Annotated in this window: 13 protein-coding genes and 1 tRNA gene; 8 read left to right on the top strand and 6 right to left on the bottom strand. The window is 64.8% G+C overall.

The annotated features are described in order from the left end of the window. Nucleotide 1 precedes the first annotated feature (1 nt). Complete coding sequence (gene argS / locus AC5RVN_RS02730) at nucleotides 2-1,666, bottom strand: arginine--tRNA ligase (protein WP_494137030.1); 1,665 nt, start codon at nucleotides 1,664-1,666, stop codon at nucleotides 2-4. A 173-nt stretch (nucleotides 1,667-1,839) separates the two neighbouring features. Here argS and AC5RVN_RS02725 point away from each other — a divergent pair, with 173 nt between their 5' ends. From AC5RVN_RS02725 to AC5RVN_RS02710, 4 genes are all read left to right on the top strand, one after another. Beyond that, complete coding sequence (locus tag AC5RVN_RS02725; RefSeq protein ID WP_494106420.1) at nucleotides 1,840-2,316, top strand: FMN-binding protein; 477 nt, start codon at nucleotides 1,840-1,842, stop codon at nucleotides 2,314-2,316. Between the two features lie 3 nt (nucleotides 2,317-2,319). Then, complete coding sequence (locus tag AC5RVN_RS02720) at nucleotides 2,320-3,192, top strand: FAD:protein FMN transferase (protein WP_494106419.1); 873 nt, start codon at nucleotides 2,320-2,322, stop codon at nucleotides 3,190-3,192. Next, nucleotides 3,189-4,733, top strand: a complete 1,545-nt coding sequence (locus AC5RVN_RS02715) for an FAD-dependent oxidoreductase (RefSeq protein WP_494106418.1) — start codon at nucleotides 3,189-3,191, stop codon at nucleotides 4,731-4,733. The genes AC5RVN_RS02720 and AC5RVN_RS02715 overlap by 4 nt, the downstream gene beginning before the upstream one ends. Nucleotides 4,734-4,847: 114 nt before the next feature. Then, nucleotides 4,848-4,923: transfer RNA gene (locus AC5RVN_RS02710), tRNA-Arg, on the top strand. A gap of 100 nt (nucleotides 4,924-5,023) precedes the next feature. Here the strand turns inward: AC5RVN_RS02710 and AC5RVN_RS02705 are convergent. Next, nucleotides 5,024-6,631, bottom strand: coding sequence for an HNH endonuclease signature motif containing protein (locus AC5RVN_RS02705; RefSeq protein WP_494137029.1), 1,608 nt, complete (start codon nucleotides 6,629-6,631; stop codon nucleotides 5,024-5,026). A gap of 138 nt (nucleotides 6,632-6,769) precedes the next feature. Here AC5RVN_RS02705 and AC5RVN_RS02700 point away from each other — a divergent pair, with 138 nt between their 5' ends. Both AC5RVN_RS02700 and AC5RVN_RS02695 read left to right on the top strand, forming a co-directional pair. Further along, nucleotides 6,770-7,822 (top strand): M4 family metallopeptidase, encoded by a 1,053-nt coding sequence (locus AC5RVN_RS02700; RefSeq protein ID WP_494137028.1) that lies wholly within the window; start codon nucleotides 6,770-6,772, stop codon nucleotides 7,820-7,822. A gap of 59 nt (nucleotides 7,823-7,881) precedes the next feature. Next, entirely contained in the window at nucleotides 7,882-8,202 is a 321-nt protein-coding gene (locus tag AC5RVN_RS02695) for a protealysin inhibitor emfourin (protein WP_494040068.1), read from the top strand. Nucleotides 8,203-8,211: 9 nt separating this feature from the next. Here the strand turns inward: AC5RVN_RS02695 and AC5RVN_RS02690 are convergent, their stop codons facing one another. Beyond that, nucleotides 8,212-9,180 (bottom strand): GlxA family transcriptional regulator, encoded by a 969-nt coding sequence (locus AC5RVN_RS02690; RefSeq protein ID WP_494137027.1) that lies wholly within the window; start codon nucleotides 9,178-9,180, stop codon nucleotides 8,212-8,214. A gap of 81 nt (nucleotides 9,181-9,261) precedes the next feature. Here AC5RVN_RS02690 and AC5RVN_RS02685 point away from each other — a divergent pair, with 81 nt between their 5' ends. Both AC5RVN_RS02685 and hrpA read left to right on the top strand, forming a co-directional pair. After that, nucleotides 9,262-9,429, top strand: coding sequence for a hypothetical protein (locus AC5RVN_RS02685; RefSeq protein ID WP_494137026.1), 168 nt, complete (start codon nucleotides 9,262-9,264; stop codon nucleotides 9,427-9,429). Nucleotides 9,430-9,509: 80 nt separating this feature from the next. Beyond that, nucleotides 9,510-13,472 carry an ATP-dependent RNA helicase HrpA gene (hrpA, locus tag AC5RVN_RS02680; protein ID WP_494137025.1) on the top strand — a complete coding sequence of 1,321 codons (3,963 nt, stop codon included), beginning with the start codon at nucleotides 9,510-9,512 and terminating at the stop codon, nucleotides 13,470-13,472. 28 nt (nucleotides 13,473-13,500) lie between these two features. On the opposite strand, the gene AC5RVN_RS02675 is transcribed toward hrpA, so the two are convergent. From AC5RVN_RS02675 to AC5RVN_RS02665, 3 genes are read right to left on the bottom strand one after another with little or no spacing between them, the layout of a single operon-like run. After that, nucleotides 13,501-13,926, bottom strand: coding sequence for an HIT family protein (locus AC5RVN_RS02675; protein WP_494040072.1), 426 nt, complete (start codon nucleotides 13,924-13,926; stop codon nucleotides 13,501-13,503). Further along, complete coding sequence (locus AC5RVN_RS02670) at nucleotides 13,923-15,071, bottom strand: NAD(P)-dependent alcohol dehydrogenase (protein ID WP_494137024.1); 1,149 nt, start codon at nucleotides 15,069-15,071, stop codon at nucleotides 13,923-13,925. The genes AC5RVN_RS02675 and AC5RVN_RS02670 overlap by 4 nt, the downstream gene beginning before the upstream one ends. 9 nt (nucleotides 15,072-15,080) lie before the next feature. Next, on the bottom strand, nucleotides 15,081-16,013 hold the full coding sequence (locus AC5RVN_RS02665; protein ID WP_494137023.1) for a sulfurtransferase: 933 nt from the start codon (nucleotides 16,011-16,013) through the stop codon (nucleotides 15,081-15,083). Between the last annotated feature and the right edge of the window lie 31 nt (nucleotides 16,014-16,044).

Below are 16,044 nucleotides of genomic sequence, written 5' to 3'. Positions count from 1 at the left end.
GTCACATCCGTTCCGGCGCGGAAACGCCAAGGAGGTTAAGGCCGTTGGCCAGCACCTGGCTGGTGGCGTCGTTGAGCCACAGGCGGGTGCGGTTGACATCAGTAACCGGTTCGTCCCCCATGGGCGCAATGCGGCAGGCGTCGTACCAGCGGTGGTATGCCCCGGCGATGGTCTCCAGGTGCCGTGCCACGCGGTGTGGTTCACGCAGTTCCGCGGCCTTTGCCACCACCGAGGGGTAGCTGCCCAGGTATGAGAGCAGTTCGTTCTCCGTGGCGTGGTCAAGGAGGGAGGCGTCGAAGCTGTCGGTGCCGTCCACACGGCGTTGCACGCCGGCATCGACGGCGTTGCGTGCTGCGCCGCGGGAGCGGGCGTGGGCGTACTGCACGTAGAACACAGGGTTCTCGTTGCTGTGCTTCTTCAGCAGCTCCGGGTCCAATGTCAGCGGCGAGTCCGCCGGGAACCTGGCCAGGGAGTAGCGGACGGCATCTTTGCCAAGCCAGTCGATCAGGTCCTTCAGCTCAATGATGTTGCCTGCGCGCTTGGACAGCTTGGCACCGTTGACGGAAACCAGCTGGCCGATCAGCACCTCGATGTTTACCTCGGGATCATCCCCGGCGCAGGCGGCGATGGCCTTGAGCCGGTTGATGTATCCGTGGTGGTCGGCGCCGAGCAGGTAGATCTTTTCGGTGAAGCCGCGGTCCTTTTTGGACAGGTAGTAGGCTGCGTCGGCGGCGAAGTACGTGGGCTCGCCGTTGGCACGGATCATCACCCGGTCCTTGTCGTCGCCAAAGTCAGTGGTCCTCAGCCAGACAGCACCGCCGTCGTCGAACACGTGGCCTTGCTCGCGAAGGCGGGCTACGGCACTTTCGATGGCGCCGGCGTCGTGCAGTTCCTGCTCGGAGAAGAACACGTCGAACTCAACGCCAAAGTCGGCGAGGGTGGCCTTGATGTCCTTCATCTGTGCCTTGTAGGCCGCGGCGCGGATGACCGGAAGGGCGGCAACTTCGGTCAGTTCGCGGATGGCGGGGTGCTCGGTGAGGACCTCGTGGCCCAGGTCTGCGATGTACTGGCCCGGGTAGCCGCCGTCGGGCACGGGCAAACCGTGCAGGCGGGAGTACACCGAGTTGGCAAAGACGTTCATCTGTGACCCGGCGTCGTTGATGTAGTACTCGGCCGTGACGTCGGCACCGGAAGCGCGCAATACCCGGGCGATGGCGTCGCCGAGGGCAGCCCAGCGGGTGTGCCCGATGTGCAGCGGGCCGGTGGGGTTCGCAGAAACGAATTCCATGTTCACCGTGTGGCCGGCGAGCGCGGTGTTCGTTCCGTACTGCTGGCCGGCTTCAACGATGGCCTTGGCGAGGGCGCCGGCTGTTGCGGCGTCAACGGTGATGTTCAGGAACCCGGGCCCTGCAATGTCCACGGCGGAGACGCCGTTGATCGACTTGAGCCGTGCACTTAGTACGGTGGCGAACTCGCGCGGGTTGGTGCCTGCCTGCTTGGCAAGCTGCAGGGCGATGTTGGTGGCCCAGTCGCCGTGGTCCCGGTTCTTGGGCCGCTCCACGCGTACCTCGTCTGGCACTGCTGATGCTGAAAGGGCAATCTCGCCGGCGGCGACGGCGTCTTTCAGGCAGGCGGATATGGCGAGGGAGAGTTCTTCGGGAGTCACCCCTCTAGCCTACCGGGGGCCAGTGACAGCAAAAGAATTGGGTAATTGTCCGGAGCCGTAGGCATTCCACAGGAAATCCACAAGGCACTTGCAAAGTTGAACCAATACGCTGGGTTCAACGTTGACACCAGCGTAAGCACCGTCCCAAACACTTAATCGAAATGAGTGCCTTTATGAGACCGTCAGTCCGCAAGAGTGTTTTCGCCGGAATCGCCGGCCTGTCCCTCGCCGGAACGGTAGCCGGGTGCGCCCCGTCCGCCACTGAGAGCACGCCGGCAGCCCCCACGGGCGGCGCGGCAGCAACCTCCGCGGCAACCCCGGCTGCAGAAGCTTCGCCGCTGGCCACCAGTGGCTCCAGGTACAAGGACGGCACCTACAGCGCCGACGGAAACTATGTCTCCCCAAACGGCACCGAGACAGTTGGCGTGGAACTGACCCTGGCTGAGGGCACAGTGACGGACGTCAACATCACACAGCATCCGTCAAACCCGAACACCCGCAAGTACCAAGGTGAATTTGCCGGCGGAATTGCAGCGCAGGTGGTGGGGAAGAACATCGACGAACTGAACGTGTCCCGGGTAGCTGGCTCCTCTTTGACCAGCGGTGGCTTCAACCAGGCCGTGGAACAGATTAAGTCGCAGGCGCAGTAGACGGTGCCGGACGGGGACTGGGACGACTTTGCGTTCGAGGGAATCGGCACGCAGTGGGAGATCTCCACGCCTCTTCCGCTTCCCCGGTCTGTCCGCGCGCGCCTTCTTGGCCGGGTGGAAAAGTTCGACGCCGACTGGTCCCGTTTCCGTGCCGGTTCCCGCGTCAGCGCCTTGGCGCGGGGGTCCGGCCGGTTCGATTTCCCGGACGAGGCGGACCGGCTTGGGCGGCTGTACCGGACGCTTTACCGGCTGACGGACGGCGCCGTGACTCCTCTGATCGGCGCCTCCCTTGAGCGGCTGGGGTACGACCCCGGCTACAGCCTTGAGCCTTCAGGACCGCCCTTGCCGGCACCCCGCTGGGATGAGGTTTTCGAGTGGGCGGGAACCACTATCACCACCAGGTCGCCCGTGGTTCTTGACATCGGGGCAGCAGGCAAGGGCTTGCTGGTTGATCTGCTTGCCGGGGAACTGGACGCTGAAGGAATCGATTCCTTTGTCATCGACGGCAGCGGAGACCTGCTGGCAAGGGGCGCCCGGTCAACCAGGGTGGCTCTGGAACATCCCTATGACCCTGGCCAGGCTATCGGCATTGTTCCCCTTGCCGGGCGTGCACTCTGCGCCTCGGCGTCCAACCGCCGGGCTTGGGGCGACGGCCTGCACCACGTCCTGGACGGCAGAACAGGGCAGCCGGTCCGGACCGCCGTCGCCACGTGGGCCATGGCAGAGACGGCAATGCTGGCCGATGCCCTGGCTACTGCGCTGTTCTTTGCCCCCGGCGGCGAATTGCAGCAGGAGTTCGATTTCTCGTGGCTGACCGTGTTTTCCGACGGGAGCGCCGCCCACTCCGCCGAGTTTGAAGGGACACTGTTCAGATGAGCCCAGTGGAAACGCCGAAAGCCGGCTACGCACCCTCGGTGGCTGCCCGGCTGGATACGGTGCTGGGCCGGTTCACTATGTACCGGCTCATCCTGATCGTCCTCGCTGTGCTTGCCGCGTACAGCCTTTTACTCGATGTCCTCGGCTGGCTGACGTTTGGCATTCCGGAGATGCTGGCGCACCTTGTGCTGTGCCTCGGCCTGACGTACGCATCGAACCGGGCCCTGGCGGCTTTGTTCCGTGTGCGGCCCCACTCCGAATCTTCACTCATCACAGGGCTGCTGCTGTACTTTCTGTTCTGGCCCTCCTTCGCGCCGCTGGACGTAGCTGGAGTGGCCTTGGCCTGCGTCGTGGCGTCGGCCTCGAAGTACGCGCTCGCGTGGCGGGGACGCCACATTTTCAACCCTGCCGCTGCCGGGGCCTTCGTGGTTGGGCTCACGGGACTTAATATCGCCACCTGGTGGGCAGCCACCCCTGCAATGCTGTTGTTCCTGGTCCCGGGGGTCCTTTTGGTGCTGCACCGCACACGAAAGTTCCTGATGGCCTCGGTTTTCCTCATGGTGGCCTGCGCCATCATCACCGCGGAACTGCTCCAGGCCAACATGTCCGTGGGGACGGCGTTGTGGCAGTCATTGGCGCAGCGGCCACTGCTGTTCTTTGTGGGCTTTATGCTTACCGAGCCACTGACGCTGCCCCCGCGAAGGTGGCAGCAATTGGCCCTTGCCGCTGTTGTGGGCGTGGTTTTTGCAGTTCCCTACAACTTCGGGTTCATCGCCAACTCCCCTGAGGCCGCGCTGCTGCTGGGCAATCTCCTCGCCTTCATGGTGGGTCAGCGGGGCGGTGTGCGGCTGAAGTTCAACGGGACCAGGCGGCTGACACCCAGCACCACTGAGTTCTCCTTCGAGCCCTCCCGTCCCGTGCGGTTTGTCCCTGGTCAGTACGTGGAACTGGACCTGCCGCATGCCAAGTCTGATGGGAAGGGACGACGCCGGGTGTTCAGCATGACCGGCTCCCCCACGGAGCGCCTGGTGAAGTTCGGCGTGCGGACAGCCGAGCCCCTGTCGGCTGCGAAGAAGGTCCTTCTTTCGCTGCACCCGGGTGATGAGTTGACGGCAACGTCAGTTGGCGGAGACTTTGTCCTTCCCCGCGATCCGCATAAGCCCGTTCTCATGATGGCTGCCGGCATCGGCATTACGCCATTCCTTTCCCATATCGCCTCCGGAGGCTTACGGGACCGGGATGCCGTGCTGCTCCTGCTGGCCAGGAGCGCCGACGAGATCGCGTACGTGGATGAATTGAAAGCTGCCGGTGTCCGGGTCGTAGCCCGCATCGCCGATGGCTCCGAACCGCCACCGCACATAACCGCCTTCCCCGCAGACGGGACCAGGCTGGACGGTGACGCGATCAAAGCACTTATTCCCGACGTCGCTGACCGCGAGGTTTATATTTCGGGCTCACCGGCGAGCGTCGCCTCCCTGAGGCGTGCGGCGCGGCAAGCCGGGGCCCGGCGAATTCACGTCGACTCGTTTTCCGGTTACTGATCCGCATCTCGGGACGCCGCCTTTTCGACTCAGGAGTGGCAATTTTCCCTTGCGGGCCACCTTCCTGCTAAGCTCTAGGACGTCCCGCCGGCAACGGCAGGAAATCCCCGGACTGCCCTCGTAGCTCAGGGGATAGAGCGTCTGCCTCCGGAGCAGAAGGTCGTAGGTTCGAATCCTATCGAGGGCACCAACAGAAGCACCCTGGTCCACCGGCCGGGGTGCTTCTTTTTGTTGGTCGAGTTCCCGACGGTGACACTTTCGTCCTCGGGTTTTTGTGCCCCGGCATCGTGCTAGACCTCGCAGGCCATCGCCCACCAGATTTCTTCGGGCAGAGGGTCCTTGGGCAACGTATACCCGGGCAGCAGCCAGTCGTCGTAAGTGTCTTCCGGAAACTCTTCGTGCCAAAACAGGTTTTCGGCGGGCTGGTCGTGGGTGGTCATGCAGGCTTGCGAAAGATCGGCGGGCGGTGGGAAATTCAGGTCCTTGAGCTCTGCCGGCCAGTGTGGTGGTTCCCAGTGGTGGTGTTCGCTTTTGTAGTGCCGGCCGCTGGGTGAGATCCAGCCGGGCGGTGCGGTTTTGGTGGCCGGGGTGGGTTTCCAGGCGGTGGCGTGTTTGAGGCGGTGGTGCTTGGGGCAGAGCTGGCCGAGGTTGCTGATTCCGGTGGTTCCGCCGTGGTGCCAGGCGGTGAGGTGGTCCGCTTCGTTGTCCAGGGAGTTGTTGCTGCACCCGGGGAAGGTGCATTTGCCGTCCCTGAGTTGCAGGGCTTTCTTCATGGCTGCCGTGACCCGGTAGCTGGTCCGGCCGATCTCCAGCGGCGCGCCGTCCCGCGGGTCAACGAGGACCCGGTGAAACGAGCTGGCCCCCTCCGCGACGAGTTTGCGTGCCATCGACGCCGGGATCGGGCCGTAACCGTCCAGCATGGCCGGTTCCTCGGTCAGTCCCATCAACGCGAACACCGGGACGGTGACGAGCACGTCCGCCTTCGGGGCCGGAACCTTTCCCATGCCCGCAACGTAAGCAGTTTCACCGTCCCCCTTCCCGCCCCCGCTTGCAGCGCCCCCATCCCCACGGTCCGCGGTACCTGCGCCCGGGGCCGTGAGCAGCAAACCGGCGGCGGTGTCGGCCCGCAACTGTGTGAGGGTGCGGGGCTCGTCGGGGCCCTGAAGTCCACGGGCGAGGGCGGTGGTGCGGTTCCAAATCGCCGCTGCCTGGTCAGCGGGCAGGTAGGCCGAGAGCCAGGCCATCCCGTCCTGGTCCGGACGGTATTCCACCCGCCGGTCGACCACACCCCTGGCGTGCCGCTGTTCGATGGACTCGGCGTGGTGGCGTTCCCGCCACACCCGGGCTTTAGCTTTGAACCGATACGCCGGAACGTCCCCGATCGGCGCGGCCGTGGATGGTATGGGTGTATCCGGGCCCAGGAAGTGGGCTTCGAAGGCGGCGGCGCCGGCCGGGTCCAGGGAGGCCGTTTCCTCCACCATGACCTGGGCGTGCCGCCACGAAACCGTCCCAGCGCGCAGGGCCGACAGGGTCAGCGGCAGCGTGGCCACAAGGGCGTGGGAGGTGGCCAGGAAGGAACCCGCGGCCCGGCCGCCAAGAGCCAGGAGGGTACCGATTTCCGCCGCGACCGCCATCTCTCGCGCCTGCACCAGGGTTCCCGGCGCCGCGACAGCATGAACCGTGTCCGCGTACGTCACCGCCGCCCGGGCCTTCAGCCCCGCGACCCGTGCCTCCACGGCTGCCGCGCCGGAGAGGATGTCCAGGCAACCATCAGCCAGGGCAGCCAACGGATCAGCACCATCAACCACCCTGGAACCCGGAGCCGCCGCTTCGGCATAAAGCACGGCAAGGGCGGCGTTGATGTCCTCAAACGCCTTCACCACCGCCGCTTTACCCATGTACTCATCATGGCAAGGGGGTCAGACAATCCGGCTGCACCCGAGGGTTGCATTCGACCGCTTCGAAACTGCGCGTGAATCCCCCGCTTTGTCGGTACCCCCTCGTAGTCTGAACGCACCTAGTTGAGGGGGTACGCCATGCACGTTCCATTCTGTTCCATCATTCCGCCCTACCTGCTGAGGAGGCTGGCCCGGCAGGACGCTCCGGAGTTTTCCGCAGCCGCAAGAGCCGCCAAGGAAGCTTTGGGGCATGTGCGCTCAGTGCATGCAGCACGCACCCAGGCCGCGCCCGACGTCCCGGCCGGAGTGCGGCAAGCCAAACCAGGACCTGCAAACCGCTCGGTCTTCGACGCCGACGGTTCGGAAACTTTACCCGGCAAGCTCGTCCGCAAGGAGGGTGAGCCCGCTACGGGGGACCCGGCAGTTAACGAAGCCTATGACGGGCTGGGCCACACCCACCGGTTATACGCCGATGTCTTCGGAAGGAACTCCATCGACGGCCGGGGGCTGCCGCTAAACGCCACCGTGCACTTCGGCAAGCTTTATGACAACGCGTTTTGGGACGGGACGCAAATGGTCTTCGGCGACGGTGACGGGGAAGTCTTTGAGCGGTTCACCAAGTCCCTCAGCGTCATCGGCCATGAACTTGCCCACGGGGTTACCCAGCACTCCGCCGCCCTGGTGTACCGGAACCAGGCCGGGGCCATCAACGAGTCCATGTCGGACGTCTTTGGCGCCCTGGTGGAGCAGTACGTGAAGAACCAGTGTGCCGCAGAGGCCAGCTGGCTCATTGGCGAGGGCCTTTTCACCCTTGAAGTTGAAGGGCGCGCCCTGCGCTCCATGAAAGCCCCCGGAACCGCGTACGACGACGACGTGCTGGGCAAGGATCCCCAGCCGGACTCCATGGACACTTACGTAAGGACGAGCGCCGACAACGGCGGAGTGCACATTAACTCAGGTATCCCCAACAGGGCGTTTTACCTCGTGGCCGAACAGCTGGGTGGGAACGCTTGGGACTCCCCCGGGCGCATCTGGTACGAAACGCTCACCGGCGGTGATTTGCCCACCGGGGCCACCTTCACGGTATTCGCCCGCGCTACAGCGGCTACGGCCCGGGAGCTTTTCGGTTCTGGTTCAAAAGAGCATGACGCCGTGCGGAACGCGTGGGAAACTGTGAAGGTCAAACTTTAACGGGATGCCTGGCTGTCGCACCAAGGGCGATCAGGCCCGATGTACCCAGGAACCATGCCATGAAGATCAGTGTGGAGCGCACCGGTGGCATCGCCGCGATGACCCGGGTTTGGACTGTAAATGCCGTGTCCGAGACCGCCAGGAACCGATGGCAGCCCATTGTGGAAGCATGCCCCTGGGACGCTGTACCCAGGACACCGCGGGCCGCCGCATCCCAATTCCAGGAAGCACAACCGGACCGGTTCATCTACTCCATCCGGGCAGGGCAGCATCGCGCAGCCCTGCCCGAACGGGCGGTCACCGGCCCGTGGCGGGTGCTGGTGGACAGCACCCGGGCGGCCGCTGAAGAAGCCCGCACGGAACAACGCCCGGACACGTAGACCCTGCTGTTACCCCACCTCGGCAAGCTGGCCCCGGAAGGCCCTGCGGTAAGACTGGGGGCTGGTATCCAGGACTTTCCCGAAGTGGTGCCGCAGCAGGACCGGGTGGCCGAATCCGGACTCCCGCGCAATCTCCTCGATGTTCATGTCAGTGGCCTCAAGGAGTTCCTGCGCCCGAAGCACCCGTTGGGAATTGAGCCAGGCTGCGGGCGTCGCACCGGTCTCCGACCGGAACTTCCGGGCGAATGTCCTTGGCGACATGTGCACCCGCGCCGCCAGCTCGTTCACCGTATGCTCACGGTCCAGGTGCTGCACCATCCAGCGAAGGAGTTCCTCTATCGGTGCCGAGCCGCAGGTAGGCATGGGGCGGTCAATGAACTGCGCCTGGCCACCATCCCTGTGCGGGGGAACCACCATGTCCCGGGCTATGGCGGCGGCGACGTGCGCGCCCAATTCCACACGCACCAGGTGCAGGCAGGCATCGATACCGGCTGCTGTACCGGCCGAGGAAACGATATTGCCGTCCTGCACGTACAAGACGTTTTCGTCCACGTGCGCGTTCGGATATTCGGCAGCCAGCTGGCCCGAGTAGTGCCAGTGCGTGGTGCAGCGGCGGCCATCAAGGAGGCCTGCCTGGGCCAGGGCGAAGGCACCGGAGCAGATGGACATCACCCACGCTCCCCGTGCATCTGCAGCCCGAAGGGCTTCCAGGACGGAATCCGGCAACTGCTCATCCCTGCCGTAAGGAGCCATGATCACGAGGTCGGCGTCAGCGGCGGCTTCCAGCCCCAAATCCACGTTCATGGACAAACCGGACCTGAGCGGGACGTTGCCCGGTGAGGGGGTGCAGACCCGGAAATCGAAGGCCGGGACGCCGCTCCCCCGCCCGGTCCTGTCGAGGCCGAACACCTCGAAGGCAGTGCCAAATTCGAACATAGCGAAGTTGGGAACAACGATGACGGCTACTGATTTCAGCATGCTTCCATTGTGGCAGGAATTTTAGCTTTTTGGGCATTTCTGCCACTTTTTCCCGGTTCAGGACAGGAGAAGCATGGAGCCATGGAAATCCTCACAACCATCCTTATCGTCCTGCTGCTCCTCGTATTCGCCGCCACCGTGTCGGCACTTCTGCAAGACGGCCGCGGTCATATGCCTCCTGTCGAATCGCATGAAACCTGGTCCGCGCTGGACCTTCCCAGCACCAACTACACGCTGCGCATCTTCTGACCTTTCGGCCGCCTCAACCGGGATAGCTGCAACCGGTCGAAACGGGAAGCCCGGGCTCCCGCAGTAGACTGGCAGCAGCCATGACACTTCACATCTCCTATCCTGCCGAGCTCCCGGTTTCCGAGCGCCGCGAAGACCTGATGGCCGCCATCGCAGCGAACCAGGTCACCATCATTGCCGGCGAGACCGGCTCGGGTAAGACCACCCAGATCCCCAAGATGTGCCTCGAACTCGGTTTGGGAGACAACGGCCTGATTGGGCACACCCAGCCGCGCAGGCTTGCAGCCCGCACAGTCGCTGAGCGCATCGCGGAGGAACTGGGCGTGGACATTGGCCAGGAAGTCGGCTTCCAGGTCCGGTTCACCGGCGAGGTCAGCCGGAACACGAAGGTCAAACTGATGACCGACGGGATACTGCTCGCGGAAATTCAGCGCGACAAACTCCTGCGCAAATACAACGTAATCATCATCGACGAAGCCCACGAGCGCAGCCTCAATATCGACTTCATTCTCGGCTACCTCAAACGGATCCTGCCGCAACGGCCCGACCTGAAGGTGATCATCACCTCCGCCACCATCGATCCCGAGCGCTTTGCCAACCACTTCGGCACGCCGGAAGACCCTGCGCCTATCATCGAGGTCTCGGGGCGCACATACCCGGTGGAAATCCGGTACCGCCCGCTCTCACAGCCGCCCGCCGGAACAGATGAAGAGAACGCTTCCGACGACGAACTTGAGGAAGACCGGGATCCACTCGATGCCGTCTGTGACGCCGTGGATGAACTCGCGGCGGAAGCGCCCGGCGACATCCTGGTGTTCTTTTCCGGCGAGCGCGAGATCCGGGATGCGGCCGAAGCGCTTCAGGCCCGCATCCAGTCCAACCGGCGGCTGGCCGGAACCGAAGTCCTCCCCCTGTTCGCGCGCCTGAGCCTGCAGGAACAGCACAAGGTGTTCCACCCCGGCAGCAAACGGCGGATCGTCCTTGCCACCAACGTTGCCGAGACGTCGCTGACCGTGCCGGGCATCAAGTACGTAATCGACACCGGCACGGCCCGCATCTCCCGGTACTCCCACCGCACCAAGGTCCAGCGGCTCCCCATTGAACGCGTCTCACAGGCATCGGCCAACCAGCGTTCCGGGCGGTGCGGCCGTGTGTCCGACGGCATTGCCATCCGCCTCTACTCCGAGGACGACTTCGAATCCCGGCCCCGCTTCACCGATCCTGAAATCCTGCGCACCAACCTCGCCGCCGTCATCCTTCAGATGACAGCAATGGGGGTAGCGCGCGGGCCGAAGGACGTCGAGAACTTCCCCTTCGTGGAGCCTCCGGAAACCCGGGCAATCAACGACGGCGTCACGCTGTTGCGCGAACTCGGCGCCCTGGCTGCCGCGCGGCCCCAAAACGGCACGGAGGGGGCTAAGAGCGGCGGCGGCCTCACCGCCGTCGGGCAGAAACTCGCACAGCTGCCCGTGGACCCCCGGCTTGGCCGGATGATCGTGGAAGCGGGAAAACGGGGGTGCGTCCGGGAGGTCATGATCCTGGCAGCAGCCCTCACCATCCAGGACCCCCGCGAGCGTCCGACAGACAAGCAGCAGCTTGCAGCGGAAAAGCACAACCGCTTCAAGGATGAGAACTCGGACTTCACCGGCTTCCTGAACCTCTGGAACTACATCCAGGAGAAGCAGCAGGAGTTGTCGTCGTCGGCCTTCCGGCGCCTGTGCCGGACCGAATTCATCAACTACCTCCGCGTCCGGGAGTGGCAGGACCTGTTTGCCCAGCTGCGGCAGCTGGCCCGCCCCCTCGGCATCAGCCTGGACAACAAACGCCTTGCAGACCCGGTCGGCAACCACGACGGCATCCACATCAGCCTCCTGTCCGGGCTCCTGAGCCATATCGGCATTCTGGACGAACGGAAGCGTGAGTACGCCGGCGCCAGGGGCAGCCGCTTCGCGATCTTCCCCGGCTCGGCCCTGTTCAAAAAGTCGCCAACATTCGTCATGGCGGCGGAGTTGGTGGAAACAAGCCGGCTATGGGCCCGGGTTGCCGCCCGCTTCGACCCCCTTTGGGCAGAACAGGTTGCGCCTGACCTGGTAAAACGCAGTTACAGCGAACCCCACTGGTCCACCCGCCAGGGCGCAGTGATGGCCTACGAAAAGGTCACTCTCTATGGCGTACCCATCATCGCCCAGCGCAGGATCAACTACGGCAGGGTGGATCCCGTCGTGGCCAGGGAGCTTTTCATCAGGCATGCCCTGGTGGAGGGTGACTGGAAAACGCACCACAAGTTCTTCCACCGGAACCGGGCCCTCCTGCAGGAGGTTGAGGAACTCGAAGCGCGGATGCGGCGCCGGGACCTCCTGGTGGACGACGAAACCCTGTTTGAGTTTTATGATGCGCGGATTGGGCCCGACGTGGTGTCCGAACGCCATTTCGATAAGTGGTGGAAGGACGCCCGGCAGGAGAACCCTGACCTCCTGGACTACGACAAATCCCTCCTCCTTAGCGACGACGCCGACAACCTCGATGTCTCCGCCTACCCGAAGACCTGGCTGCACAAGGGCTTCGAACTGCCGCTGACGTACGAGTTCCATCCTGTAGCTCCCGGCTCGCCGCCCAACCCGAGCGACGGCGTCACCGCCGAAGTCCCCGTCCTGTTCCTTAATCAGCTGGACGACAAGGCCTTCCGCTGGCTCATCCCCGGCCCGCGCGTGGAACTCGTGACAGCCCTGATCAAGTCCCTTCCCAAGCAGATCCGCAAAAACTTTGTGCCTGCCCCGGACGTGGCCCGGCAGGCAGTGTCAGTCCTCGAGTCCGACTTCGATCCAGCCGCCGACGAGCTTGAACCGTCCCTTGAACTTGCGCTCCGCCGCGTCCGCGGGCACGTTATCCCGCCCGGTTCGTGGAACTGGGACGCCGTGCCCCCGCACCTGCGTGTGACGTTCAAGGTAGTTGACAGCAAGGGCAAAGTGCTGGAAGAGGGCAAGGACCTGGCTGCCCTCCAGGAAAGGCTTGCCCCTGCCACGCGGCGCGCCATCGCGGAGTCATTGGGTGCCACGCCCGCCTCCGCCGCCCGACGCAGCAAGGCAGGGCGCGCCCCGGGCAAGGCCGACGTCGGGCGGCCCCCCGCGCAGCAGCCCGCCCAGGTGCCGGGCGGGTCCGTCCCCGCCGGGTTCAGGGAGCAGGATGGGCTCATCGAGTGGAGCTTCGGAACCCTCCAGCGCCAGGTCAGCAGCGTAGTCAATGGCCACACCGTCACGGGTTATCCGGCGTTGCAGGACCAGGGCACGTCGGTGGCCCTCCGGGTTTTCCAGACTGCAGACGAACAGCAGGACGCGATGCGGGGTGGCGTGATCCGGCTGCTGGCCCTGCGCGTTCCTGCTCCTGACCGCTATGTGCTGGAGCACCTGAGCAACACGGAGAAGCTGACATTCAGCCAGAACCCCCACGGCTCGGTTGCCGCCCTCATTGCAGACTGTGCACTGGCGGCCATCGACAAGCTCACTCCCGCAGAGCTCCCGTGGGACCGGCCGTCCTTTGACAGGCTTTACGAGCTGGTTCGGGCTGAACTGATTGACACCGTGTTCAGCGTGACGGCGGTGGTGGAGCGCATCCTCGCCAGTACCCGGCGGATTGAAAAGCAATTGAAGGGCACCACCAGCCTGGCCCTTATCAGCGCGCTCAATGACATCAAGAGCCAGCTCGAACAGCTGGTGTATCCGGGCTTTGTGGCCCGCACCGGGTATGCGCAGCTAAGCCAGCTTCCCCGGTATCTTGCCGCCATTGAAAAGCGGCTGGAGCGCCTCCCGGGCAACGTCCAGCGGGACGGGCTCGGCATGGCGGTGGTGCAGCGGCTCGAGGATGACTACGACGACGCCGTGTCGGCGCTGCTTCCCGGCCGGCGGGCCGGCGGCGAACTGGCGCAGGTCCGCTGGATGATCGAAGAGCTCCGGGTGAGCCTTTTCGCCGTCGAACTGGGAACTGCCTACTCTGTGTCCGAGAAACGGATCCGCGCGGTGCTCAACAAGGCACTGGCCCCGGCCTAGCCGGGCCAGCACCCGGCCGGGCAGGCCGTCAGGCTGGAACGAAATCGCCGTATCCTGCTGCCCGGAGTCCCTGCCGAAGTTTCTCGGCGTTGGCGTCCAGGACCTCCGGATCCGGATTCTGGTCCGCGGAGGCGAAGTTGAAGTCGGCCATGCTCCTCGACGGCCAGACGTGCACATGGAGATGGTTGATCTCATAGCCGGCTACGATGAGCCCTGCGCGGGGCGCGTCAAAGATGTCCACCTGGACGGCTCCGATCCGCCGGGCGACTTCCATGACTCTCGCCAGTGTTTCCGGTGATGCATCCGTCCAGCGGTCCACTTCCTCCGTGGGAACCACCAGGGTGTGACCGTCGGCCAGCGGCCCGGTGGTGAGGAACGCGGATACGTCGTTTTCCCGCCACACGAAGCGGCCTGGAATCTCGCCGTTCAGGATGCGGGTGAAAAGCGTGCTCATACGTCTGCCTCCTTGGCGGGTCCCTGCAACGTGCTGGTGTCCAGCACAAACCGGTATTTCACTTCGCCTGCCACCATGCGGTCGTAGGCCTCGTTCAGCTGGTCCGCGCGAACGACTTCGATGTCGGCCACCACGCCGTGCTCCGCGCAGAAGTCCAGCATCTCTTGAGTCTCGGCTATGCCCCCGATCAACGACCCGGCGTAGGCGATCCGCCGCCTGATCAGTGCCCGCGGGTTTACTGGCGGCATCGCCTCGGACGGAAGGCCAAGCTGGAAAAGTGCACCATCAACGCGCAGGGTCCGGAACAGCGGATTCAGGTCGTGCGGAGCAGCGATGGTGTCAATGATCAGATCAATGGTCCGGTTTGCCGCGTCCATCGCAGTTTCGTCCGTGGACAGCACCACTTCGTCGGCCCCCAGTTCCAGTGCGGCCGGCACCTTGGACTCCGAGGTGGTGAACACCACCACCTTTGCCCCCATCGCCTTGGCAAGCTTGACGGCCATATGGCCAAGCCCGCCAAGCCCCACCACACCCACAACGTCTCCCTCTTCTACGTCGAAATGCCGCAGGGGGGAGAACGTCGTGACTCCTGCGCACAGCAGCGGCGCGACGGCGGCGGGGTCCAGGGAGTCCGGGACGTGAAGGACGTAGCGGCGGTCCACCACCACGGAGGAGGAATAGCCGCCCTGTGTGATTGAATCGCCGTTCCTTCGGTCCACGGAACCGTACGTCCCGGTCATGCCGTTTTCGCAGTATTGTTCGAGGCCGTCCAGGCAGCTTTCGCATTCCCGGCAGGAGTCCACGATGCAGCCAACGCCCACGCGGTCCCCGGGCGCAAAGTCGGTAACGGCCGAGCCGACGGCACTGACCGTACCGACAATTTCGTGTCCCGGCACCAGCGGCCAGACCTGGCCGCCCCACTCACCGCGCACTGCGTGGACATCGGAATGGCACAGCCCGCAAAACTCAATCGCAATTTCGACGTCGTCCGCCTGGGGAGCGCGCCGGGCAAGGGTCAGCGGGACCAACCCGCTGTCCGCGGACGTGGCGCCGTAAGCGGCAGCCAGCACACCGCCGTCGGAAGCAACAGGTCCGGGGCCAACAGGTTTCGCGAGGGGCGGCGGCACGGGACGTCCAGGAGTCATAGTGCGACGCTACCCTTGAGCGCCGCCAAGTTTCCACTCAGCAGGGCCGCCGTCGCCGCCGCTGGGTTCCGGCCCCGCCACCACCGGCAGATAGGGATTGCTTGACCACTCGGAAAAGGACCCGGGGTAGAGAGCGGCGCGGAAGCCGGCGAGCTCCAGGGCGGCCACCTGGTGGGCTGCCGTAACACCGGACCCGCAGTAGACGCCCACCTGGGAGTCGTCGCTGATGCCCAGCGACTCGAAACGCCGGCGCAGCTCCGCGGGAGCCAGAAACCGTCCGGCGCTGTCCACGTTATCGGAGGTCGGCGCACTGACAGCGCCGGGAATGTGCCCGGCCCGGGGATCAACAGGCTCGATCTCGCCGCGGTATCTCTCCCCCGCGCGCGCATCGAGCAGGATCCTGTCAGGCAGGCGACCGTCATGGCCGGCACTTCCCGCCATCGGGGTGCTTTCCATCCAGGCGGTCACGCCGGCAGCGTCCAGGACCGGCATCTGCCCTTCCTCCAGGATGACGTCGCCGGAAGGAGGCGCCACCTCGCCCTGCTCGAGCGGCAGCCCTGCAGCCCGCCAAGCGGCCAGGCCGCCGTCGAGCAGGTAAACCTCAGCCAGGCCTGCATTTCTCAACATCCACCACACTCGTGCTGCGGCCATATTTGCGCTGTCGTCATAGGCCACCACAACATCGCCCTTGTTAATGCCCCAGCGCCTCGCCGCATCCTGGAACCGGGGCACTGATGGCAACGGGTGCCTGCCCCGCTCCGGAACTGCAGGGTCCGCAAGTTCGGTCGCCAGGTCAACGAATACGGCGCCCGGCAGATGCCCCTTCAGGTAGTGGTCGTGGCCGTGCGGGTCGCCCAGCGCCCAGCGCACATCCAGCAGCACTGTGCGCAGGCCGCCGGCGCCGCGCTTCTCCAGTTCGGAAACATCCATCAACGGATTCATCCTGCTCCTTAGCGTGGGCAGCCTACGCTCC

This window comes from Arthrobacter sp. sptzw32 (genome assembly GCF_059089735.1).
This window is presented reverse-complemented; position numbering and strand designations above follow the sequence as displayed.

Coding starts and splice junctions, on each gene's coding strand:
- AC5RVN_RS02725 (WP_494106420.1), top strand. CDS start 1,840: ATGAGACCGTCAGTCCGCAAGAGTGTTTTCGCCGGAATCGCCGGCCTG.
- AC5RVN_RS02715 (WP_494106418.1), top strand. CDS start 3,189: ATGAGCCCAGTGGAAACGCCGAAAGCCGGCTACGCACCCTCGGTGGCT.
- AC5RVN_RS02705 (WP_494137029.1), bottom strand. CDS start 6,631: ATGGGTAAAGCGGCGGTGGTGAAGGCGTTTGAGGACATCAACGCCGCC.
- AC5RVN_RS02700 (WP_494137028.1), top strand. CDS start 6,770: ATGCACGTTCCATTCTGTTCCATCATTCCGCCCTACCTGCTGAGGAGG.
- AC5RVN_RS02695 (WP_494040068.1), top strand. CDS start 7,882: ATGAAGATCAGTGTGGAGCGCACCGGTGGCATCGCCGCGATGACCCGG.
- AC5RVN_RS02690 (WP_494137027.1), bottom strand. CDS start 9,180: ATGCTGAAATCAGTAGCCGTCATCGTTGTTCCCAACTTCGCTATGTTC.
- AC5RVN_RS02685 (WP_494137026.1), top strand. CDS start 9,262: ATGGAAATCCTCACAACCATCCTTATCGTCCTGCTGCTCCTCGTATTC.
- hrpA (WP_494137025.1), top strand. CDS start 9,510: ATGACACTTCACATCTCCTATCCTGCCGAGCTCCCGGTTTCCGAGCGC.
- AC5RVN_RS02675 (WP_494040072.1), bottom strand. CDS start 13,926: ATGAGCACGCTTTTCACCCGCATCCTGAACGGCGAGATTCCAGGCCGC.
- AC5RVN_RS02670 (WP_494137024.1), bottom strand. CDS start 15,071: ATGACTCCTGGACGTCCCGTGCCGCCGCCCCTCGCGAAACCTGTTGGC.
- AC5RVN_RS02665 (WP_494137023.1), bottom strand. CDS start 16,013: ATGAATCCGTTGATGGATGTTTCCGAACTGGAGAAGCGCGGCGCCGGC.